Below are 21,345 nucleotides of genomic sequence, written 5' to 3'. Positions count from 1 at the left end.
CTAAACCTTAATATTAATAATTGCGTGAGATTTATAGAATGCCTGATTGTTGGCATCGCCTCGCCTTAAATTGAGCTCGCCAACTTGTAAGCCATGTTTAGCTAGTTTTGATCTTAAATTATCTAAGTGAGGGTGAGCAATTGCACTTACTTCTTGGCTCGAGGCTAATAGCTGGCAATCGAGTGCTTTATCCATTAACTCTGCAGTAATTTGTAGCTGCCCAAGTTGGGCATAATCAAAGTTTAATCTGACAAACCATACATTTTTATCTTCTAATTTACCGGCGCTTGGCTTTTTATACTGTCCAAGTGTTATTTCTGTTTGGGCTGCTTCTGGAGGTAATCTCATCGGTAATAAAAATTGTGCAAGCGGGTTTGTGTCTGACTGTTGATTTGGTGTTGAGACACTTACTTGGGTAAGTGTGTTTTTAACGTGTACGATTTCGCTGGCCAAAGCTTGTACTTGAGCTTGTTGAAGCTGTTCAAGCATTTTTGCTCCCGTGTTACCCATTTTAAAAGTAGGTATAAGTACTTGCAAAAGTGCATCTAAGCCAGTTTGATTATTAAAACTGATAGGCGTTACGGATTGGCTAATCAGAGGCGCAGCTAAAATACTCACAGCCACCTGCTCAAGCCCTTTAGTGAAACTACTTTGCAGCATATCACCCGCTAGTTGAGTGGGCTGTAAAGTAGCAAGTATCTCACGCTGTATGGTTGCAGGGTTTATGTTATTACTTGAAACCATACGGTTAAATGCTTGATTAATTAAGCGAGTTAAATCAGGGGTGTCTTTTGTTGCCTTATTTGTAATATCAGTAATTTGACTGCTTAAAAGTTGTTTATTGTAAGCCAGCCTATCTGTAGGGGTTGTGGCATCAGGAAGCTTTAATAATGTACTTAATAGTTTTGCTTCTATTGGTTGTAGCATTTGACTACGAGAGGGCGCATTAGATAACGGCTCAGTTAACAAGGTAATGCTTTTAGTGTTCACTGTGCTTGTGTTGTTTTGATTGTTATCGTTTATTGCAAGCTGTGCTGAGGAGGTGGTAAGTCCTTTAGTGACTACTTCATTGGTAGGGTTAAGCAAGGTGTTCGATTTACTGTTTTCACTAGTAATAAGGGATTTTAATTGGCTTGCTTTTAAATTACTTAGCTTAGCGCTCGCCACTTCATTTTGAGTAATGCTATTTGTTATTGGCGTGTAGGTTGTTGCTGTGTTTGAAGGTGATTGCCAAACACTAACACTTCCTTTTATTTGCTGAGTTAATTGTACAAGTGGTGGGAGTCTTGAAAAGTGCTCTGGTAAAGTATTGCTAGTATTACTATTTAACGCAGTACTTACATTTTGGGTAATGTTCACTCTATTTAACGGTGATACTGTTAATTGCATAACTAAGCCCGGCCTTTGTATCGCAGATGATGCAGACGGCGGCATTAACTCAGATTTATTTGCTGCTGCAAAGGGCTTACTTTCAAAATATTTAACTGCATCATTAATTCGCGTTTTTAAATCACTAAAGCTATTTTGTAGCCACGACTTTATTGGGCTATCAGGTGTAAGCAGTGGGCTTGCTTTAATAGTGGACGCAGAAAAATGTATTTCAGAGACACTGCTTTTTTGAGCTAAAAGTAACTCGTTAAACGGTTTAGAAAATGAGTTATTAAGCGTCACTTTTATATTATTAGTATCGGTTTTAATAAGTAATTTATCAGCCTGATTTATTAAATTTACCTTAATGGGCGTGCTAGGTAGCTCACTAACTTGTTGATTAGTAATAGGCGTTGTAAACGAACCTGACTTTTGAGGATGAGTCAAAATAGCTAGTTTAGGTGTTGCTTGAAGTTGCGCACTAGGTAATAAGGCCACGAGTAATTTAGTAAGTTTAGTTTGGCTAAGTGGTTGCGTATGAATTGTATCTGCAAAGCGATTAATAACATTAAGCTGTGCGCCTTTGTTAGTCGTACTAACAACTACTTTTAAAGGCTGCTCAGTTAAAAGTAACTGCGCTACGTCTTTATTTATGGCAATACTGGCGTTAAGTTTATCAATTACTAATTTTGGGGTAGGGGACATAACCACTTGTAAATCCATTGGTTTGCTTTGTACCTCAGTGCCCGTGCTTACATAATTTAATAAACGCTGTAATTGTACTGGTTGATTTAAAGTAAGGGTTGTAGTGTTTGGCGTGATGTTGAGCTGTTTGCCATCGGGACTAAGTTGTATGTTAGCACTGGCTATTTTTTGTAAATTTTGAGGTGCGCTTGTAGTGCCAAGTCTTAATGTTTGCCAATGTTTATCAATAAATACATCAAGCGTAATCGAGTCTTTCGAAAATTGAATGTTTTTAGCCGCAAGCACCTCATTAGGTAATTGCGATAACTCATTGGTTTGAGGGTTTGTCGATTGATTGATAACCAATGAATTAGATAATGTTATTTGCGTTGGCGTATTCATTATTTTAAATCAAGTTTTCTCTATTTTAAGTGAATCGATTTTAAAGCAATATTCGTATTACCCTATCATTATGGTAGACTAACGCCTAATTTTTGGCAGAGAGAATCGTCATCTTGTTACACATTAAGTCCGTCACCTGCATCAAGCAAGATCGTTGTTTGTTTGCGGATCTTAATTTTAGCCTTAATAGCGGTCAAATCATGCAATTAGCGGGTCCTAATGGGGCTGGTAAAACATCGCTATTGCGTATTATCGCAGGCTTTTCTGTGCCTGATGAAGGAACTGTTTTATTTCAAGAACAGCCTATATCTAAGTATTACGAAGAGTATGCCAGAGAACTACTCTTTATAGGCCACAAAACAGGTGTAAATACTCAGCTTAGTGCAGTTGAAAATGTTCGTCACTGGTTACAAATTAATGGCTACATAAACCAGCCTGACTTGTATCCCATTTTAGCGCAACTTGGCCTTGTTGGACTTGAAGATGTACCGGTTAGAATGTTATCTGCTGGACAACAAAGACGTGTAGCTTTGGTTAGGCTTTGGTTAAGTGATGCTAAATTATGGGTACTTGATGAGCCATTTACCGCGCTTGATAAAAGCGGTGTTGCCTTTTTACAGCAGCGATTTACCGAGCACTTACTAAACGGTGGAGCTATTTTGTTAACGACCCACCAAGATTTAACGACCCATTTTAGTAACTTGCAAACGGTTACACTGGAGTATCGTCACTAATGACTCGTCAACATTCTTATTGGTTGCTATTTAGTGCGGTATTTACCAAAGATGTAAAACTTGCGTTTCGCCAGCGCGCTGAAATTGTAAATCCTATTTTGTTCTTCTTAATTGTAATTTCATTATTTCCGTTAGCAATCGGGCCTGAGCCTGGCTTACTAGCGAGAATGGCACCGGGAATTATTTGGGTTGCCGCATTACTTTCTACCATGCTGGGCTTGGATAAACTGTTTAGAGATGATTTTAACGATGGCTCATTGGAGCAGCTAATTGCGTCCTCTTATCCATTATCGTTAACCGTACTTGCTAAAGTAGCCGCTCACTGGGTGGTAACAGGTTTACCGCTTGTATTAATGACGCCGCTGTTTGCATTGTTGTTAAACCTAGAAAGTACGGCGTTAACAGCGACTGTTTTAACATTATTATTAGGCACACCACTATTGAGCTTTATTGGCGCAATAGGCGCAGGGCTTACTGTGGGGCTACAAAAAGGGGGTATTTTGATGAGTTTACTCGTACTGCCTTTGTATATTCCTGTTTTGATTTTTGCAACGTCGGCTATCGATACCAGCACCATGTCGCTGGATTATAGTGGGCAGCTTGCCATCCTTGGTGCAATGTTACTTATTGCTATTATTAGCGCACCAATTGCCATATCGTCAGCTTTAAAAGTGAGTGTAAGTTAATGTGGAAGTGGTTACATCCCTATGCTAAAGCAGAGCGTGCATACCAGTTATGCAATACGTTACTGCCTTATTTTGCCGTAGTTACTGTAGTTAGTATGATTGTTGGATGGGTATGGGGGCTTGGTTTTTCACCTGCCGATTACCAACAAAAAGACAGCTACCGTATCATCTTTATTCATGTTCCTTCTGCCATTTTGTCTATGGGGGCTTACTCATCAATGGCTATTGCAGCTGTTGTTGCACTTGTATGGCAACTACGAAATGCCGAACTTGCCGTTATTGCTATAGCGCCTGTTGGTGCTTGTATTACTGCTATAGCGCTTATTACTGGCGCTGCATGGGGTAAACCTATGTGGGGTGCTTGGTGGGTATGGGATGCGCGTTTAACGTCTGAACTTATTTTATTATTTTTATATCTTGGCGTGCTTTCGCTTTACCATGCATTTGAAGATAAGAAGTCAGCAGGGCGTGCGGCTTCTATTTTAGCGATTGTGGGCGTAATTAATTTACCTATTATTCATTACTCTGTTGAGTGGTGGAATACGCTACACCAAGGCGCAAGCATTACAAAACTAGACACCAAAGCAATAGACCCAAGTATGTTTTGGCCACTTATGGTTAATATTTTAGCTTTTGCTGCTTTTGTAGGAACAGTGACTTTAATTCGTCTTAAAAATGAAATTTTACAACGCGAAAAGCACCGACCGTGGGTGCGTTTGTTGTTAAATAAGGGGTAATTATGCAGTTTGACTCTTTTTCTGATTTTATTGCAATGGGAGGCTATGGGTTTTATATCTGGCTTTCTTTTGGTACATGCGCTCTTATTTTACTTGGTATTTTAGTGAACTCTTTAAGAGATACTAAACGTATTATGGCTTCAGTTGAGCAGCAAATAATACGTGAAGCGCGAATTAAAAAAGCTAAACAGGAACAAGCCTCATGAATCCAAGACGTAAAAAGCGCCTATTGGTAATTATTGCCGTACTGTTTGGTATTGGTGGATCAATTGGTTTAGTGCTTTATGCACTTCAAGAAAATATTAATCTTTTTTATACGCCAAGCGAACTTATTGATGGCAAAGGGCCTAATAAAGAAAAACCATTCATTGGCCAAAAGCTACGTATTGGTGGCATGGTTGTACCAGGCACGGTTGAGCGTAATGAACAGAGCTTACAAGTAAGCTTTAAGCTAATTGATACAGGTCCATTAGTGACCGTGCGTTATCAAGGCATATTGCCAGACTTGTTTCGTGAGGGGCAAGGCATTGTAGCGCAGGGCGTATTAATCGAACCTAATGTTATTGAAGCATTTGAAGTGCTCGCAAAGCATGACGAAGAATATATGCCAGCAGAAGTTGCTGAGGCAGTTAAAGGTATTAAGCACGAAAAACCAAAATACAACTTAGATAGTGGTAATTAGCTATGATCCCAGAAATTGGTTATTTTTCTTTAACGCTTGCCATGGTGCTAAGCGTTTTACTGTGTATTTTTCCTCTTTGGGGCGCGCATACCGGTAATCTTCGCTTAATGCGTGCGGCTCCCTCTTTAGCAATAGGGCAGTTTGCCTTTGTATTAATTTCTTTTGCAGCACTTATCTATGCCAGTGTAACGGATGATTTTACCGTATCGTACGTGGCATATCATTCAAGTAGCACACTGCCTTGGTATTATAAAATTACCTCTACATGGGGCGGCCATGAAGGCGCTATTTTACTGTGGTTAGTAATGCAAGCAGGTTGGACCGCCGTTGTCGCTGCGCGTTCTAAATCATTGCCTTGGGTGTTACGTGCTCGCGTATTGGGCGTACTTGGCTTTTTAGGTGTGGGTTTTATGATGTACACCTTACTACTTTCAAGCCCGTTTGAGCGCCTACTTCCTTATTTCCCTGTTGAAGGGCGTGATTTAAATCCGTTACTTCAAGATCCGGGCATGATTATTCACCCGCCATTACTGTACATGGGTTATGTAGGGCTATCAGTTGCTTTCTCTTTTGCTATTGCTGCGTTGTTAACCGGCAAACTTGATAACACATGGGCTAAGTGGTCACGTCCGTGGACAATGACTGCATGGGGCTTTTTAACGCTAGGAATCACAATTGGTAGCTGGTGGGCATATTCAGAGCTTGGCTGGGGCGGCTGGTGGTTCTGGGATCCAGTCGAAAACGCATCATTAATGCCATGGCTTGTTGCAACAGCATTACTACACTCATTAAGCGTAACCGAAAAACGTGGTGTATTTAAATCGTGGACCGTACTACTTGCTATCGCAGCATTTTCATTAAGCTTGTTAGGCACCTTTATTGTACGTTCGGGTATTATTGTATCGGTGCATGCTTTTGCAACAGACCCTGATAGAGGCTTATTTATACTCGCCTTTTTAGGCATCGTTGTAGGTGGTGGCTTAGCGTTATATGCACTGCGTGTATCGCAAGTACATAGTGAAGGCCGATACAAGTTTGTATCACGCGAAGTGGCGTTATGGCTCAATAATATATTTTTAGTAGTTGCTACATTAATCGTATTACTGGGTACGTTATTACCTATGGTTCATAAAGAAATGGGCTTGGGCAGTATTTCTATTGGCGAACCATTTTTTAATAAGATGTTTGCAATAATTTTAGTACCATTTGCTATTTTGATGGGTATAGGACCATTTTTACGCTGGAAGCAAAATAAATGGGCTTTCTTACAAAACAAAATATTAATGGGCGTATTAGCCAGTGTAGTGATTACCTGTGCTTGGTTGTTTTCAAGTTACGATTTAGTAAAACCACTTACGCTACTAGCCACTACGCTTGCGGTTTGGATTGCCATATCAACTGGGATCGACATTTACACTAAATCTGCTGTGCATGGCACCTTAAAAGAAGGTTTAAAACGCTTAGGTGTAAGTTACTGGGCTATGGTGCTTGGGCATATTGGTATTTCGTTTGTTATTGCAGGTGTAACGCTTACATCGGCGTATTCGGTTGAGCGTGATGTATCGATGAAACAAGGCGACACAGTTCAGCTTAACGAGTATGAATACCGTTTTGATGGTGTTAAAACTATTCGCGGGCCGAACTACAGTGGTCATGCTGGTGTTGTATCGGTGCTTAAAAATAATGAGCTAGTAACACGCTTACATGCCGAAAAACGTAAGTATGATATTGGTATGCAGTTTATGACCGAGGCGGCCATAGATGCAGGCTTTACACGTGATTTATACTTAGCGTTAGGTGAGCAGTTGAGCCAAGGTGCATGGTCACTTCGCATTTATCATAAACCGTTTGTTCGTTGGATGTGGATTGGTGGTGTGCTTATTTCCCTAGCTGGATTTATGATTTTATTTGATAAACGCTACCGCACATCAGCTAAAACAGCGCGTAGAGCTGCATCGGAGAATGTTTTATGAACCGTAAAATTTTAGCTATTGCGCCGCTTTTAGTATTTGCTTTTGTATGTGTATTTTTATACCAAGGCCTTTTTGCTAATCCTCGTGAAATTCAAACGGGTCGGTTAGGTCAAGAAATGCCAGCATTTAATTTACCTGATTTAATGCAAGACAATAAGCCGTGGACTAACGAGTCTTTAAAAGGCGAAGTTTACTTACTAAATGTATGGGGTACTTGGTGCCCAACATGTTTAGTTGAACTTGGTTATTTAACTAAGTTACGTGAGCAAGGCGTTAAAATTATTGGGCTTTATTACGTACAAGGTTACGACGCCGACTTTGATGGCCCGTTTGATATGCAATCACTTCGAACAGAAGTGAGCGATATGCTGCAACGTGCGGGTGACCCATATCAATTTAATATCTTGGATTTACATCGTACTTTGTCGTTGGATTTAGGTGTTTCGGGTGCGCCTGAAACATTTTTAGTCGATAAAAACGGCACTATTTTGTTGCATCACACGGGCGATATAAACCCGCGAGTATGGCGAGCTAAATTTGCGCCAATTATGCAGGAGCTTAAATAATGAAATGGTTACTACTTACGCTTAGCCTTTTTGTAAGCATCAGTGCGTTTGCAGAGCAAGATCGCTATCAATTTGATAACAACAAACAAGCGATATTGTTTGAAGAGCTAACTAAAGAGCTGCGCTGTCCTAAGTGTCAAAATCAAAACATTGCGGACTCTGACGCTGTTGTTGCTAAAGACTTGCGCGATAAAGTGCTCGTATTGGTTAAAGAAGGTAAGAGCAAAGACGAAGTGATTGATTACATGATTGACCGCTTTGGCTATTTTGTTCATTACGACCCACCAGTTACACCAGCGACTTTAGTACTTTGGGTATTACCTGTATTAATTGTCATAGTCGGCTTTGGTTTTATTGTTATTCGCCAGCGAAAAGCATCAGTAAAACAAACGTGGAGCAGTGACGACGAAATGCTGTTAGCGAAGCTAATTGAACAAAATAAACGTCAGGAGCAAAGTTAAATGATTTTAATGTGGGCGTGTTTTGCTTTACTCACACTGGTTGCTCTTGGGTTTGTGATGTTGCCTTTTTTAAAAAAAGAGCGCGTTCAAACAATTACTCATAACGCCAATGCTGAGCTAATTAGCATTTATGAGCAGCGTTTAGTTGATTTACAAACCGATTTAGATAATCAGCGTATTGATACCGTAAATCATGCAGAATCAATTATTGAATTAAAACGCCGTTTATTGAATGAGTTATCACCAGAAAAATCACTAAACAGCAAAGGTAATAATCGTATTTTTGCTTTAACTGGTGGCGCATTTGTTCTTGCTCTAACAGGTGTTTTTTATGGTTTAACGGGTAGCCAGCAGCAAATTTCGGCTTGGCATGATGCAATGGATAATTTAGCTGATTACGGCGAGCGTGCTGTAATGCAAAAAGGTGAGCCGCTTAGCCAAAATGAGCTGCAGGCTTTTGCATTAGCACTTCGTACAAAGCTTAGCCGCTCAGGTGATGACGAAGTTGCTTGGATGCTACTTGGACGAGTTGCTATGTCGCTTAATGAATTTGACATGGCGCAGCAGTCATTTGATAAAGCACTTCGTATGAACCCTGATAATATGCAGGTACTTATTAGTTACAGCCAAGTTTTATTACTAGAAGGCAGCGAAGCTAATATGACCCGTGCGGCAGGTATGCTCTCAAAAGTACTAAAAGTAGAGCCTACCAATTTAGATGCAATTTCGTTATTAGCACTCATTGCTTATGAGCGTAAAGATTGGCCTCAAGCCAAAGCTGCATTTGAAGTTTTACTTGCGAGTATGGAAAAAAATGATTCTCGTTATAGCATGATCTCTGAGCGTATCGCTGATATAGAGAAGCAAATGCAAACGGATGGCTCTGTTATGCCAGTTACTACAACGGGTGCTATTGCAGTTACAGTCGACATTGCAAAAGAGCTTATAGATAAACAGCCAAAAGACGGTATCTTGTTTATATTTGCAAAAGCAGCAAGTGGTTCGCCAATGCCATTAGCTGCTGTTAAACTCGCTAAATATTCATTTCCAATTACAGTTGAGTTGAGTGATAGTAGTGCAATGGTTGCAGGGCTTAACTTATCTAGTGCAGAAAATATTATTATTTCGGCGCGTATTTCTATAGATGACTCGGTTATGCCAAGTTCTGGTGAGCTAGAAGGTCATTCAGAGTCGTTAAAGCGTGAAAGTGTAAGTGACTACCAACTTCAAATTGATACATTAATACCTTAAGGACGTTAAATGTTAAAACACAGTTTTACTTTTTTATGTTTATTGATACTAGCCGGGTGTGCTCAAGTACCACAAAGCAAAGTAGATGATAGAGATCCGCTGCAAAGTATTAATCGTCCATTATATGACTTTAATATGGATGTACTGGATGCTTATTTATTGCGCCCAGTTGCTGTAGGTTATGTTGAAGTAACGCCTGTACCGGTAAGAAACGGTATTGTTAATTTTACAGGTAATATTACAGCACCTGTCGATATGATTAATGCGGGTTTGCAAGGTAAGCCGGGTAATGCAAGTGTGAGCTTAGCGCGTTTTTTAGTTAACTCTACGGTTGGTATTTTTGGTATTTTTGATGTTGCCAGTTCACTTGGTCTTGAAATTGTAGATGAAGACTTTGGACAAACGTTAGGTGTATGGGGCGTGGGTGATGGCGCTTATTTAATGCTACCTGGCATGGGTCCTACAACAGTACGTAACCTGACCGGTGATGTAGTCGATAACTTTGTATTACCTGAAGTTGCGCTAACGACTCCACAAACTATTTTAGTATTTGTTTTAAAAGCAGTTGAGGCGCGTGCATCATTAATCCCACAAGAAGGGCTATTAAATGATTCACTTGATCCGTACTTATTTGTAAAAGATATTTACTTCCAGCGTCAAATTTATGAGCTGTACGATGGCAACCCACCTATAAAAGAAGAGCCAGCTGATTTTGATGAAGACTTTTTAGAAAGTTTATAATTGAAGCCAATGATAAAAACGCCAGCTAAATGCTGGCGTTTTTATTGACTGTTTATATATAATCTGAACTTTGGCTAGAGAAAAATAAACTTAAGTATCATTATGATTCAATATATTAGTAAATACCTTAACCAGAGTTCGGGTTACTTATTTTTCGTTAACTATTAACTGCATTTGCTCATTAACCCAAGTGAGTGCTTCATGATAGGCATCAGGAACTTTTTCACCTAGGTTTAGCTCTTTCGTTAATTCGTTTGCGGCTGACCAGTTAGCTTGTTCATAATACTTAACTAAGTTTAAATATTTTGCCAGCAACCCCTCATCGTTTAATAACGCTGCTTTTATGTCATTCGAAAGTGGAAGCTTTTTCATAACGCTTTCCATACTCTCATCTAAAATAGCATCCATAAGAGACATCATACCGGTTAAAAATGCCATGCCGGTATCTTTAAATTGTCCATGGGATATAGCGAGTAACTCACCAAAACGAGCGCGCGTAAGCGATAGCCTAATTAGCTCTACAGGTTTATCTGCTGATACTTGCGCTGCAAATAATAATGATAATAGTTTTTTAATTTCGTTAGCACCAAGCACTATAAGGGCTTGCTTAATGGTACTTATTTCAGCACGCCTTGCAAAGGCAGCAGAATTTGAATACCTAAGTAATTTGTAAGATAGGTTTACATCACGCTCAAACACATCAGTGATTTTTTTAAGATCCATATCAACGCTTGATGTTTCGTAAAGTAATTCAGCTAATGCCATTTCTGAAGGCGGTAGAGCCTTACTTTGTACCATTTCAGGTTTTGAGAAGAAAAATCCTTGGAAATAATCAAAACCAAGCTCTAGAGCTTGTTGGTAAATTTCATAGGTTTCTACTTTTTCGGCAAGTAACTTAATATGCGAGTGCAGTTTTAAATCATTAAGAACCGTTTTTATTGTATCTATATCAGATGCTAAAAAGTCTATTTTAATAATATCAATAAATGGGTAAAAATGACGCCATACAGGTTGATGAATATAGTCATCAAGAGCAATAGTGTAACCTTTATCTTTTAAATCTTTAACGATAGCTAATAAACGCTTACCAGGCTGGATAGTTTCAAGTATTTCTACAACTATAGTGTCTTTACCTAGTAGTGTAGGGTAACCCTTTGATAGTGTTTCTAGGGTGAAGTTTATATAGGCAGGTTTATTGTCGGTTAAATCTTCTAAACCAAAATTAAACTGGCTACCCTCTATAAGTCGTGTTGTTGCTTCGTCACCATCTATATCGGGGAATACGTTATCAACGCCATCGCGAAATAAAAGCTCATATCCGATGAGTTTTTTATCTCTGTCTAAAATTGGTTGGCGTGCAGCGTAAAAATACATAAATAGTTCCGTAAGATTAATGTAATTAGTTATTGTAATAATATATGGCAAAAGACTCAAAATAGCATTACGTATATTTGCTAGATTAATAAATTATCATTATAAATTAAGGTGTTTCTTCTATTTAATTTATTATATTTTACCAATTCGCTTTAAAATTATTCAACATGAGTATTTTTGTATCAGCTGGAAGCAACAAGTTGGAGATTTTATTGTTAGGCATGATATAGTCAGCGAGAATGGTTTTTATCCTAATAGTGTCTTTATTATAATATTTTAAGAGTCAATATTCGGATCAAGAGCCTGTTATTAATAATTATGCGGAGGCTAATTTGGAAACAGGAATGATTATTTCACTAGCATTATATTTTGTTGTAATGTTAGGTATCGGACTATATGCATATAAGCAATCTACTGACGATGTATCTGGTTACATGTTAGGTGGACGAAATCTATCTCCAAGTGTAGCTGCACTGTCTGCAGGTGCATCTGATATGAGTGGCTGGATTTTAATGGGCCTACCTGGTGCGATGTTTGTTACTGGTTTTAGTAGTACATGGATAGCAATTGGCTTGGTGATTGGTGCTTGGTTAAACTATTTGTTAGTTGCACCGAGATTACGTGTTTACACTGAAAAAGCAAATGACTCTATAACCATCCCAGATTACTTTTCAAATCGCTTCAATGATAAATCCAACCTATTACGTGTTGTATCAGCTGTGGTAATTATTGTTTTCTTTACTCTTTATACTTCATCTGGTGTTGTCGCTGGTGGTAAATTGTTTGAAAGCTCATTTGGTTTAACTTATGAGATGGGTTTATACATTACAACGGGCGTAGTTGTTTTATATACCTTGTTTGGTGGTTTTTTAGCTGTCAGCTTAACTGACTTTGTGCAAGGTTGTATTATGTTCATTGCACTTATTCTAGTACCAACGGTTGCATACTCTTTGCTTGAACAACCTTTAGAATCAACTTTACATAGCGTAAATCCAGATATGCTTAACTGGATTGGTGCAGGTTCTGCATTAGGTATTATTTCTGCAATGGCTTGGGGTTTAGGTTATTTTGGCCAACCACATATCATTGTTCGTTTTATGTCGGTGCGTAGTGTTAAAGATATGCCTAAAGCACGCCGTATTGGTATGACATGGATGATTGTTGCTGCCATTGGTGCTGTTGGTACTGGTATATTTGGTGCAGCTTATACTTATGAGAACAACATTGTAGTTGAAGATCCTGAAACAATTTTCTTAATTCTTTCTGAGTTGCTGTTCCACCCACTTATTGCTGGCTTTTTACTTGCTGCAATTTTGGCTGCGATTATGAGTACTATCTCATCTCAATTATTGGTTAGTTCAAGTTCATTAACAGAAGATTTCTATAAAACATTCTTACGTAAAGATGCCAGTGATAAAGAGCTAGTTGCTGTTGGCCGTATTAGTGTTGCCGTAGTTGCTATGTTCGCTATTTATTTGGCTTACGATAGAGATAGCTCTATTTTAGACCTAGTAAGTAATGCGTGGGCTGGCTTTGGTGCTGCGTTTGGACCACTTGTATTGTTTAGCCTTTATTGGAAACGCATGAACTTTGCTGGTGCGTTAGCTGGTATGTTAGTAGGCGCATTTACTGTGCTAATTTGGATATATGGACCATTTACTATCAATGGTGAAAGCTTAAGTAGCTTTATGTACGAAATAGTACCTGGCTTTATTTTAGCGAGTATTGCAATTGTTGTTGTTAGCTTAGTAACAAAAGAGCCAGAGCAAAACATCACTGCTTTATTTGATGAAGTAGAAAAAGAGCTTTAATTAGCAATTACTACTTATTTTAAAGTGAGTAGTAATTAATACCAATCCGCAATAATACTTAATCATTTTGCGGGGCTAAACGTGTTGCTACCGGCGTTAAAAAATTCTCATTTAGTACAACTAAATATCGAATTTTTGCCTAGCTATCAACACGTTTTTCCACCCTCAAAGAGATCACTTAATTAAGCGAATTGGTATAATAAAAAAGGGAGCAACTTAGTTGCTCCCTTTTTTATTTAGTTTGTCCCGTTCGAGGAGGGAACATTCTATGAATTAACTTACTTTTTTATCGTTGTTATCTTCAATTGATGCAACGTTATCTGACTTTTTACTTTTTGCTGGCGCTTTGGTAACAACTGGATCTTTGCCGCCCTTTAATATGGTCATAAAGTCATCTTTGCTTTTCGCTATTTCTAAAGCAAGTGATTCAATTTGTTGCTCACTAAGCGGTACGTCTACCTTTTCTAGCATTAGCTCAAGTGATTCTGCTATATCGAGCATCTTATCATAAGCATCAGCTTCTTTTTTGGTAGTAAACGTCATACGCTCGACTCCGTTTCGTTCTACAACATATTTAACAACAACAGCCATGATTTCTCCTGCAAAATTGCTTGGCACCGTGGTTTGTAAAAACCATTAGATTACTGTTTTTATGTACAGTAATGGTTTGGGCGTAAATTTGCAAGCGCGAAGTATTAATTTTTAGGTGTCTTAAATTTGACAAAAAACGGTAACTTTACTTTAGTTAAGCAATCACTTGTTGTACCAGCTGCATTTTCAGGATTTCGGATCATAGTGATAATGCGTTTAGGTACACTTTAAATGATGAGCTTTTCAGTTCCTTACTTTTTGGTTTTCCTGAGCAATATTCAAAATTAAGAAAAGAAGAATAGGGACAAGTTTGATGAAAACGTTAAAAAATTTATTCATAATAAGCTTATTATGCTTACTACCCGCGACTACCGCGTATGCACAATTATCAGAAGTAACTAAGCAAATGCCTCAAGTTGAGACAATTAGTATAAATAATGCCGATGCAGAGAAGCTTGCTAAGTTACCTGGTATAGGTAAGAAAAAAGCGCAGGCAATAGTGGACTTCCGTGAAGAAAATTGCGAATTTAAAAGCGTCAGTGATTTATCGCAAGTTAAAGGAATTGGTAAAAAACTATTAGCCAAATTAGAGGGGAAAATTTCACTTTAATAGCAGTAGATAACAATCAGGGCGCTATGCGCCCTGATTAAATTGTTTTAATGCATCGCTTAAGTGTTTTTTAGCAAAGTTGATTTCAATAGGTGTTGTTAAAAGTGGGTAGCAAAGTCCGCCGAGTACCAAAAACGGGATTAATATCCAACCTTTAAATACTGTGAATATTAAAAATAGTGGACTTAGTAATATTAATTTAATAATACGTAGTAACACTTTATCAGTTGGCGATAACATACTTAAAGAAAGTGCTATTACATCCTGACGCTTGCGTACCTTTAGGTGCTTAAGCTCATCTAATTGGCTTGAAAAAAATGTGAACATATCAAATCGACTTTTTAATTAATAAACGGCCAATAACTATAATAAATAGTGTTAGTGAGAAAATCCCAAATATAATTTCCATCCAAGCAGGCATGCTCAAACCAACAAATTGCCAATCTATATTTCCACAATCCCCGGTCGCCTGAAAAAAGCTAGGTATCCATTCATGTAACGGCATAAACGATGGGAAGTTTGGTTCAAACTCACAGCTAAATGCAAAAGGGTCCGTGGTGGTTTGCATATCAATATGCTCGCGAGCAATTAAATATCCCCAAACACTCGATACACCCCAAATTACATACGCTAATATACGAACTGCTTTGCTCTGTGGTTTAGTCGAACCTACAATTCCTGCGCCTAATAGACCCAGTACGGCTGTACGTTGATATATGCACATTATGCAAGGCGCCAATCCCATTTGGTATTGAAAGAAAAGGGCGGTCACTTCAAGTAAAAAAACGATAGCTGTAAATAAAAGCCACGGGGTACGTTGGGTGGGTAATTGCGCAAGCCAGTTCATAAAAATTCCGCGTTTAAATAAGACGTTAGATTATGACCTAGGATAATGTATGCGACAACAAAAAGGAAAAAAAAGCTACCGAAGTCGCTTTTTATAAGATGAAATTTTTGACCACTCAATGCAGCCTCAGCAGAGGCTACATGACGCTCGACTTAGTTCCCATTGATACATAAGCTTAGTTATATCGCTTACTTATACAACATTGGTACATTGCCTAATCAATTCTTTAAAGTTGCGGTTAGAACGCTCTGTTGCATAGGTGTTCCTTTTTAATGTACTTATGTGTTTTAAGTTGATTCAGCTAGGTATGGTGTAAATAAAAAATACCAATAATTACAATGTACCTACAATGAATATTGCTCTGTATATTTATACATTGTAGCTATATTAGAAAAACCTAAATTTTATTATTTATTAATCTTTAATTTCTACTCATTTGCTTATTAATATACCTGACTTTACTTGTTAGTTATGCTTCCTCTGGTACAATCAGTCAGTTATTCGTGTAAAACGATGAGTGTTGATTAATTCGAGTGGGAACTGGATGAGAATTTTTAAAGCGAAAAGCCCAGCAGGATTTGCTGAAGAATATATAGTTGAATCTATTTGGAACGGCGATTTCCCTCCAGGTTCAATTCTACCTGCCGAGCGAGAACTTTCAGAGTTAATTGGTGTAACAAGAACGACCTTGAGAGAAGTATTACAGCGTTTAGCACGTGATGGTTGGTTAACAATTCAGCATGGTAAACCAACAAAAGTAAATAACTTTTGGGAAACGTCTGGCTTAAACATTCTTGAAACATTAGCGCGCTTAGATGAAGACAAGATGCCAGAGCTGACAGATCAGCTTTTATCTGCACGTACTAATATTAGTGCTATTTATACACGTGCTGCAATTAAGTTAAATCCTGAACGCGTGATTGAAATTTTATCACAAAGCCATGAGCTAGAAGACACCGCTCAAGCATTTGCTGACTATGATTATAAAGTGCATCACGAATTAGCCGTTGCGGGTAATAACCGTATTTATGTATTAATACTTAACGGCTTTAGAGGCTTTTATTCAAAGATTGGTTGTCATTACTTCTCTGATGCTGGAACTCGTGAACTTGCTCGTCAGTTTTATAAAGATTTAACCATTTTGGCAGAAAAGAAAGAGCATGATGGTGCTATTTCTATGATGCGTAAATATGGTCATCAAACGGGTGAGATTTGGCAAAAAATCCGTGGTGATATGCCCTCAGATATAATGGACTAAGTCTAAGCGAGAAACCTGCATTTGCAGGTTTTTTTATATCTGTAAAATTTAGCGCCACCGTATATGAAATTCTAAAAAGTTTAATGCATAAACCACTTCGATATTTTTAAAATTTCTACTTAGTTACAACGCAACTTACACTTTAAATTAGACCTATTATTTAAGCATATTAGCGCAAGTTGCAAGTGTTCGTTATTTTCGATTGCTCACATCGTTAAATGCGATTGTTCTTTTGTAGTGAATAACTTTAGAATACCAATTAATTATATGTATGCGCTATTGGTTTTTAATTTTTAGCGCCCATATAAGTACCAGCATTGCGAAAGCAATTGAAAACAAACTCAAAATATTTGGAGAATAAAATGGGTGTATTAGTAGGCCGCCAGGCACCAGACTTTACCGCTGCAGCTGTTCTTGGTAACGGTGAAATTGTAGATAGCTATAACCTTCATGAAACAATTAAAGGTAAAAAAGCAGTTATCTTCTTTTACCCACTAGATTTCACGTTTGTATGTCCTTCTGAACTTATTGCATTTGATAAGCGTTTTGAAGAGTTTCAAAAGCGTGGCGTAGAAGTAATTGGTGTTTCTATCGATTCACAATTCTCACATAACGCATGGCGTAACACTGCTGTTGCAGACGGCGGTATTGGTAAAGTTCAATACGCACTAGTTGCAGACGTTAAACACGAAATTTGTAAAGCATACGACGTTGAGCATCCAGAAGCGGGTGTTGCGTTCCGTGGTTCTTTCTTAATTGATGAAGAAGGTAACGTACGTCACCAAGTAGTGAACGATTTACCACTAGGTCGTAACATAGACGAAATGCTTCGCATGGTTGACGCGCTAGCGTTCCATACTGAGCACGGTGAAGTATGTCCTGCTGGTTGGACTGAAGGTAAAAAAGGTATGGACGCAAGCCCTGAAGGCGTTGCTAAGTTCTTATCTGAAAACGAAGGCGAGCTATAATTTAGCCCTTAGTTTTAAATAAAAAAACCGCCAATTGGCGGTTTTTTTATTTGTAGCGTTAGCTCACTTTAAAATAAGCTCGCAAAGTTAAAACGAGAAGCTAGCTTTAGTGTAGAAGTATCGGCCTCTAGGGTTGTGTACACCTGAAGCATAACCGTATAGATCAGCGTCGCCATCACCAATTGCAAATGGTGGCTCTTCATCAAATAAGTTATTTACACCTAACGATACTTTAGTTGAGTCAGTAACACGATAAGATGTTTGTAAATCTACCAATGTTTGCGAATCAACCATACGTGATGTATTGCTATCAAAGTCTAAATTACCGTCAAAATCAATATCTGGGGTATCTTCAAACTCACCTACATAACTGATGTTTACGTTTGTATTAAACTCGCCAATTTCCCAGTTTGTAGAGAAAATCCAGCGGTGCTCTGGATAGCCATACTCACCGGTGTAATCGCGGCCATCTTTTTCAAATTTATCTTGGTATGCCCATTCTAAATTAAATTTCAATAAACCTAAGTCATCAAGTGAGTGATTGTAGTTAGCTGAAACATCAACCCCAGATACTTCTTGCGAGGAAACGTTTTCAAATGTGCTGTAAATTTTTTGAATTGTTCCTAAGCTATCGCCACCTGTAGGTGTTAAGCGTACACATACAGTACTATCTTGGTTATTACACTCAGAGTTATAAATTGGACCAAACTCTTGCTCATCAATTTTGTTATCTTGAGTGATGCTCCACACATCGACACTTAAACCAAACTCTGCAGAAGGCGCCCAAATAAAGCCGACATTCCATGATTCTGATTCTTCAGCTTCAAGGTCAGGGTTACCAGCAAATTCAATGTTGTAATCAAGTGCATCACAATCAAGGCCCGTTGCTTCACATCGGTATGTATCTACAAAGAATTGGCTTTCTTGAGATGGACCTAAACCAACTTGTGCCAAATAAGGCGCTCTAAAGCCTTGTGCCCAAGAGCCACGCACTGTGATTTCATCAGTAGGCGCCCAGCGAAGAGCTACTTTAGGGTTTGTTGTTGTACCGAAGTCACTGTAGTCATCGTAACGGCCAGCAAGTTGTAGCTCTAAATTATCAGCAAGAGGGATAGAAAACTCGACATAGGCTGCGTATTGTTCACGATCTGCAGATGCAGATACAGACTCTGTGCCAAATATTAAACCACGTTGAAATTGATCATCAGGAATGTCATTAACGTCTTCTTCACGGTACTCAATACCTGCAGCCATCATTACTACATCATCGCCAAAACTAAATGCTTCACCTGTAATGTTTGCATCAAAGGAAGTCATGTGAGACTCACCACGACGCACTAAGCTTGTTGTAATACGATCAATTACAGCAGGGTCGTTGTATGTACCACCAAATGGATTGTAGTTTCCTGCATCAATTTCTTGTTGTAAGAAATCAGTACGCACCCAACCTTGTGTTCTATCACCTGTTTGCAGAGATTTACTTCGGCCTTTTTGTACAGCGGTTTCCCAACTCCAATCATTAAACTCACCTCTAAGCCCTGCAACAAAGCGAAGAGTATCTGATTCAATATCCCATTGGCGTGCGCCAGCATCAACTGTACGGTAACGACCAATTTGAATGTCTTCACCAAATGGATTGTTAGGGTGGCTAGCTGGGACAGTTAAGCCTGCATCTTCATCAAGTGGGGTAGGGGCTCCGGCCGCAACAGACGTATTGTGCTGTACTGCCATTTCTAAAAAGCCCGTAATGCCATTATCAAAGTTATATTCAAATTGAGAAATAGCACCCACGCGTTCAGACGCTGGTGCGATATAACCGTAAGGGCCGTAATCAAATAAACAACTGCCGCTTGAAGTTGCATTTTCAGCAGGACAAGCCGGATCAATTGTTTTAACACCGTCTACATAAAAATATCCAGGGAAGCCACGAGATGAGCGAAAATCTTCACCACCATAAGGTGATTGATTTGCTGTACCTAAGCTGCCCATTTCATCAGAAGAAAGAGATGTATTTTTAAAGTAATCGATAATAACTGACGCGCTACTTTTCTCGCTAGTAGTACCCCATACTAAACTTGCTGTCGTTTCTTCATAATTGGGATCATCAGTACCACCGTAGCCCAAATTAACTTCAACACCGTCAATGTCTTTTTTCAAGATAACGTTTACAACACCCGCCACTGCGTCTGAGCCGTAGATAGCTGAAGCACCATCTTTTAGTATATCGATTCGCTCAATGGCAGAAACTGGGATACTGTTAATATCTACAAATGAGTTTGTGATACCTTCGGCAAATGCACTAATAGAGACACGACGGCCATTGATTAGTACGAGCGTAGCATCAGCACCTAAGCCACGTAAACTAACAGCAGCAGACCCATTTGCAGTTGAGTCTTGGTTGTTACCACGTGTTGAGAAAGTACCGCTACCCGCGACAGGCATTCTTTCGAGGAGTTGTTGTAGGTTGTCATAACCCATGTTCTCAATATCAGCTCTTGCGATTGATTGAACCGGAGAAGGTCCTTCGATATCTGAACGTTTGATTCGTGAGCCAGTTACTTCAATGCGCTCTACTTTGTTAGCTTCTTCAGCAGCGTAAGTTGTTGTAAAACCTGCTGAAAGTGCGATTGTAGCACCTACAATTAAGCTGGGTGTAAATGCAGTTGATTACTTCATCCTTAAGTCCTTGTTGATATGTTATAAATTTAGTTGCTCTATACCAATCCTTTTTAAACTGTTAAATAAATCCCATATTTAAGCGGATTGATATAACAAGCGACGACATTAATATCATGTAACTTAAGTGTTAGCAATTAGACTGAAATGTGATTTTAGTATGGTTTTTTGTGTGTTTTTGGATGATTTTAAAACAGATGTTATGCGCTGAAGAAGGTTGAAATAGGCGCATATGCTTTATTTTGGAAATAACAAATACAGCCTAAATGCGAGTAATAATTAAATTAATTAATTCACAATAAAATTGTAATAAATTATTTACATGTATATTCTGAATGAATAGTAATCTTGTTGTATATTAATAAAACAAATAATAGTTGGTTTTTTTTAATAAAAAAAAACGCCTAACTTGTTAGTTAGGCGTTGTGCTTATACTTTGTGTTTCATTAAACGTTCTTTTTCGCGAGACCAATCTTTATTTTTCCCGTCGTCACGTTTATCGTGCAACTTTTTACCTTTTGCTAGATGAAATTCAAGTTTCACCCAACATTTTTTCCAGTACATAGCTGTAGCAATTAATGAATAGCCATCTCGCTCTGTTGCACCGAGTAGACGGTCAAGTTCGCGTCTGCTTAATAGTAACTTACGATAACGCAACGGATCGCAAATTACATGGGTTGAAGCACTATTAAGTGGCTGGATTTGCGCGCCAAGCAAAAATGCTTCGCCATTTTTAAGATGAATATAAGTTTCGGTGATGTTTACCTTACCAGCTCGGATGCTTTTAACTTCCCAGCCTTGTAGTTCAACACCTGCTTCAAACTTATCGTGTAAAAAATACTCATGTCGCGCTTTTTTGTTTAGCGCGATGGTATTACTTGTCGATTTTGATGAATTTTTCTTAGCCATAGTGCCCTATAATATA

General features: G+C 38.6%; 21 protein-coding genes. 14 read left to right on the top strand and 7 right to left on the bottom strand.

Annotated elements, in window-relative coordinates; translation table 11 throughout:
* On the bottom strand, positions 1-2,454 hold the full coding sequence (locus L655_RS0121155) for a flagellar hook-length control protein FliK (protein ID WP_024606200.1): 2,454 nt from the start codon (positions 2,452-2,454) through the stop codon (positions 1-3).
* A gap of 113 nt (positions 2,455-2,567) precedes the next feature.
* On the opposite strand from L655_RS0121155, the gene ccmA reads away from it, so the two are divergent.
* Genes ccmA through L655_RS0121105 form a run of 10 tightly spaced genes read left to right on the top strand, consistent with a single transcriptional unit; the run spans position 2,568 to position 10,285 of the window.
* Positions 2,568-3,188, top strand: coding sequence for a cytochrome c biogenesis heme-transporting ATPase CcmA (gene ccmA / locus L655_RS0121150; RefSeq protein WP_076915300.1), 621 nt, complete (start codon positions 2,568-2,570; stop codon positions 3,186-3,188).
* Positions 3,188-3,874, top strand: coding sequence for a heme exporter protein CcmB (ccmB, locus tag L655_RS0121145; RefSeq protein ID WP_002959286.1), 687 nt, complete (start codon positions 3,188-3,190; stop codon positions 3,872-3,874). The genes ccmA and ccmB overlap by 1 nt, the downstream gene beginning before the upstream one ends.
* Entirely contained in the window at positions 3,874-4,611 is a 738-nt protein-coding gene (locus tag L655_RS0121140) for a heme ABC transporter permease (RefSeq protein WP_024606198.1), read from the top strand. The genes ccmB and L655_RS0121140 overlap by 1 nt, the downstream gene beginning before the upstream one ends.
* A gap of 2 nt (positions 4,612-4,613) precedes the next feature.
* Positions 4,614-4,817, top strand: coding sequence for a heme exporter protein CcmD (gene ccmD / locus L655_RS0121135; RefSeq protein WP_007585846.1), 204 nt, complete (start codon positions 4,614-4,616; stop codon positions 4,815-4,817).
* Positions 4,814-5,293: a cytochrome c maturation protein CcmE gene (gene ccmE / locus L655_RS0121130; protein WP_007585848.1), complete on the top strand. Its 480-nt coding sequence runs from the start codon at positions 4,814-4,816 to the stop codon at positions 5,291-5,293. Before ccmD ends, ccmE begins: the two co-directional genes overlap by 4 nt.
* A gap of 2 nt (positions 5,294-5,295) precedes the next feature.
* Complete coding sequence (locus tag L655_RS0121125; RefSeq protein WP_024589932.1) at positions 5,296-7,266, top strand: heme lyase CcmF/NrfE family subunit; 1,971 nt, start codon at positions 5,296-5,298, stop codon at positions 7,264-7,266.
* Positions 7,263-7,832 carry a redoxin family protein gene (locus tag L655_RS0121120; RefSeq protein WP_007585852.1) on the top strand — a complete coding sequence of 190 codons (570 nt, stop codon included), beginning with the start codon at positions 7,263-7,265 and terminating at the stop codon, positions 7,830-7,832. Before L655_RS0121125 ends, L655_RS0121120 begins: the two co-directional genes overlap by 4 nt.
* Positions 7,832-8,293 carry a cytochrome c-type biogenesis protein gene (locus L655_RS0121115; RefSeq protein ID WP_007585854.1) on the top strand — a complete coding sequence of 154 codons (462 nt, stop codon included), beginning with the start codon at positions 7,832-7,834 and terminating at the stop codon, positions 8,291-8,293. The genes L655_RS0121120 and L655_RS0121115 overlap by 1 nt, the downstream gene beginning before the upstream one ends.
* On the top strand, positions 8,294-9,544 hold the full coding sequence (ccmI, locus tag L655_RS0121110; protein WP_024606197.1) for a c-type cytochrome biogenesis protein CcmI: 1,251 nt from the start codon (positions 8,294-8,296) through the stop codon (positions 9,542-9,544).
* 9 nt (positions 9,545-9,553) lie between these two features.
* Entirely contained in the window at positions 9,554-10,285 is a 732-nt protein-coding gene (locus tag L655_RS0121105) for a VacJ family lipoprotein (protein WP_024606196.1), read from the top strand.
* 147 nt (positions 10,286-10,432) lie between these two features.
* Here L655_RS0121105 and L655_RS0121100 read toward each other — a convergent pair whose 3' ends face one another.
* A complete protein-coding gene (locus L655_RS0121100) occupies positions 10,433-11,659 on the bottom strand; it encodes an HDOD domain-containing protein (RefSeq protein ID WP_024606195.1) in 1,227 nt (408 codons plus the stop codon).
* 332 nt (positions 11,660-11,991) lie between these two features.
* On the opposite strand from L655_RS0121100, the gene putP reads away from it, so the two are divergent.
* Positions 11,992-13,470: a sodium/proline symporter PutP gene (gene putP / locus L655_RS0121095; RefSeq protein ID WP_024606194.1), complete on the top strand. Its 1,479-nt coding sequence runs from the start codon at positions 11,992-11,994 to the stop codon at positions 13,468-13,470.
* Between the two features lie 273 nt (positions 13,471-13,743).
* Here putP and L655_RS0121090 read toward each other — a convergent pair whose 3' ends face one another.
* Positions 13,744-14,061 carry a YebG family protein gene (locus tag L655_RS0121090; protein ID WP_024606193.1) on the bottom strand — a complete coding sequence of 106 codons (318 nt, stop codon included), beginning with the start codon at positions 14,059-14,061 and terminating at the stop codon, positions 13,744-13,746.
* Positions 14,062-14,374: 313 nt separating this feature from the next.
* On the opposite strand from L655_RS0121090, the gene L655_RS0121085 reads away from it, so the two are divergent.
* A complete protein-coding gene (locus L655_RS0121085) occupies positions 14,375-14,671 on the top strand; it encodes a ComEA family DNA-binding protein (RefSeq protein WP_024606192.1) in 297 nt (98 codons plus the stop codon).
* Positions 14,672-14,695: 24 nt separating this feature from the next.
* Here the strand turns inward: L655_RS0121085 and L655_RS0121080 are convergent, their stop codons facing one another.
* Both L655_RS0121080 and dsbB read right to left on the bottom strand, forming a co-directional pair.
* Positions 14,696-14,998 (bottom strand): DUF6170 family protein, encoded by a 303-nt coding sequence (locus tag L655_RS0121080; RefSeq protein WP_024606191.1) that lies wholly within the window; start codon positions 14,996-14,998, stop codon positions 14,696-14,698.
* Between the two features lies 1 nt (position 14,999).
* On the bottom strand, positions 15,000-15,518 hold the full coding sequence (gene dsbB / locus L655_RS0121075) for a disulfide bond formation protein DsbB (RefSeq protein WP_007584117.1): 519 nt from the start codon (positions 15,516-15,518) through the stop codon (positions 15,000-15,002).
* 544 nt (positions 15,519-16,062) lie between these two features.
* On the opposite strand from dsbB, the gene fadR reads away from it, so the two are divergent.
* Together fadR and L655_RS0121065 are read left to right on the top strand one after the other, a co-directional pair.
* Positions 16,063-16,776: a fatty acid metabolism transcriptional regulator FadR gene (gene fadR / locus L655_RS0121070; protein WP_024606190.1), complete on the top strand. Its 714-nt coding sequence runs from the start codon at positions 16,063-16,065 to the stop codon at positions 16,774-16,776.
* 362 nt (positions 16,777-17,138) lie between these two features.
* Complete coding sequence (locus L655_RS0121065) at positions 17,139-17,744, top strand: peroxiredoxin C (protein WP_007378637.1); 606 nt, start codon at positions 17,139-17,141, stop codon at positions 17,742-17,744.
* An 87-nt stretch (positions 17,745-17,831) separates the two neighbouring features.
* Here the strand turns inward: L655_RS0121065 and L655_RS01000000125990 are convergent, their stop codons facing one another.
* Positions 17,832-20,387: a TonB-dependent receptor gene (locus tag L655_RS01000000125990; RefSeq protein WP_050582232.1), complete on the bottom strand. Its 2,556-nt coding sequence runs from the start codon at positions 20,385-20,387 to the stop codon at positions 17,832-17,834.
* Positions 20,388-20,849: 462 nt separating this feature from the next.
* Positions 20,850-21,329, bottom strand: coding sequence for an SsrA-binding protein SmpB (smpB, locus tag L655_RS0121055; RefSeq protein ID WP_004335699.1), 480 nt, complete (start codon positions 21,327-21,329; stop codon positions 20,850-20,852).
* Between the last annotated feature and the right edge of the window lie 16 nt (positions 21,330-21,345).

The sequence above is a fragment of the Pseudoalteromonas sp. TAE79 genome (assembly GCF_000498015.1).
Classification (GTDB): domain Bacteria; phylum Pseudomonadota; class Gammaproteobacteria; order Enterobacterales; family Alteromonadaceae; genus Pseudoalteromonas.
The sequence above is the reverse complement of the archived record's forward strand: the minus strand, read 5'-3'. Positions and strand labels throughout refer to the sequence as shown.

Bases quoted from the DNA above. Each gene is read 5' to 3' on its own strand.
- L655_RS0121090 (WP_024606193.1), bottom strand. From the start codon at position 14,061: ATGGCTGTTGTTGTTAAATATGTTGTAGAACGAAACGGAGTCGAGCGT.
- ccmB (WP_002959286.1), top strand. From the start codon at position 3,188: ATGACTCGTCAACATTCTTATTGGTTGCTATTTAGTGCGGTATTTACC.
- dsbB (WP_007584117.1), bottom strand. From the start codon at position 15,518: ATGAACTGGCTTGCGCAATTACCCACCCAACGTACCCCGTGGCTTTTA.
- L655_RS0121105 (WP_024606196.1), top strand. From the start codon at position 9,554: ATGTTAAAACACAGTTTTACTTTTTTATGTTTATTGATACTAGCCGGG.
- ccmE (WP_007585848.1), top strand. From the start codon at position 4,814: ATGAATCCAAGACGTAAAAAGCGCCTATTGGTAATTATTGCCGTACTG.
- L655_RS0121100 (WP_024606195.1), bottom strand. From the start codon at position 11,659: ATGTATTTTTACGCTGCACGCCAACCAATTTTAGACAGAGATAAAAAA.
- L655_RS0121120 (WP_007585852.1), top strand. From the start codon at position 7,263: ATGAACCGTAAAATTTTAGCTATTGCGCCGCTTTTAGTATTTGCTTTT.
- fadR (WP_024606190.1), top strand. From the start codon at position 16,063: ATGAGAATTTTTAAAGCGAAAAGCCCAGCAGGATTTGCTGAAGAATAT.
- ccmD (WP_007585846.1), top strand. From the start codon at position 4,614: ATGCAGTTTGACTCTTTTTCTGATTTTATTGCAATGGGAGGCTATGGG.
- L655_RS0121085 (WP_024606192.1), top strand. From the start codon at position 14,375: ATGAAAACGTTAAAAAATTTATTCATAATAAGCTTATTATGCTTACTA.
- L655_RS0121140 (WP_024606198.1), top strand. From the start codon at position 3,874: ATGTGGAAGTGGTTACATCCCTATGCTAAAGCAGAGCGTGCATACCAG.
- L655_RS0121065 (WP_007378637.1), top strand. From the start codon at position 17,139: ATGGGTGTATTAGTAGGCCGCCAGGCACCAGACTTTACCGCTGCAGCT.
- L655_RS0121115 (WP_007585854.1), top strand. From the start codon at position 7,832: ATGAAATGGTTACTACTTACGCTTAGCCTTTTTGTAAGCATCAGTGCG.
- smpB (WP_004335699.1), bottom strand. From the start codon at position 21,329: ATGGCTAAGAAAAATTCATCAAAATCGACAAGTAATACCATCGCGCTA.
- ccmI (WP_024606197.1), top strand. From the start codon at position 8,294: ATGATTTTAATGTGGGCGTGTTTTGCTTTACTCACACTGGTTGCTCTT.
- L655_RS0121125 (WP_024589932.1), top strand. From the start codon at position 5,296: ATGATCCCAGAAATTGGTTATTTTTCTTTAACGCTTGCCATGGTGCTA.
- L655_RS0121155 (WP_024606200.1), bottom strand. From the start codon at position 2,454: ATGAATACGCCAACGCAAATAACATTATCTAATTCATTGGTTATCAAT.
- L655_RS0121080 (WP_024606191.1), bottom strand. From the start codon at position 14,998: ATGTTCACATTTTTTTCAAGCCAATTAGATGAGCTTAAGCACCTAAAG.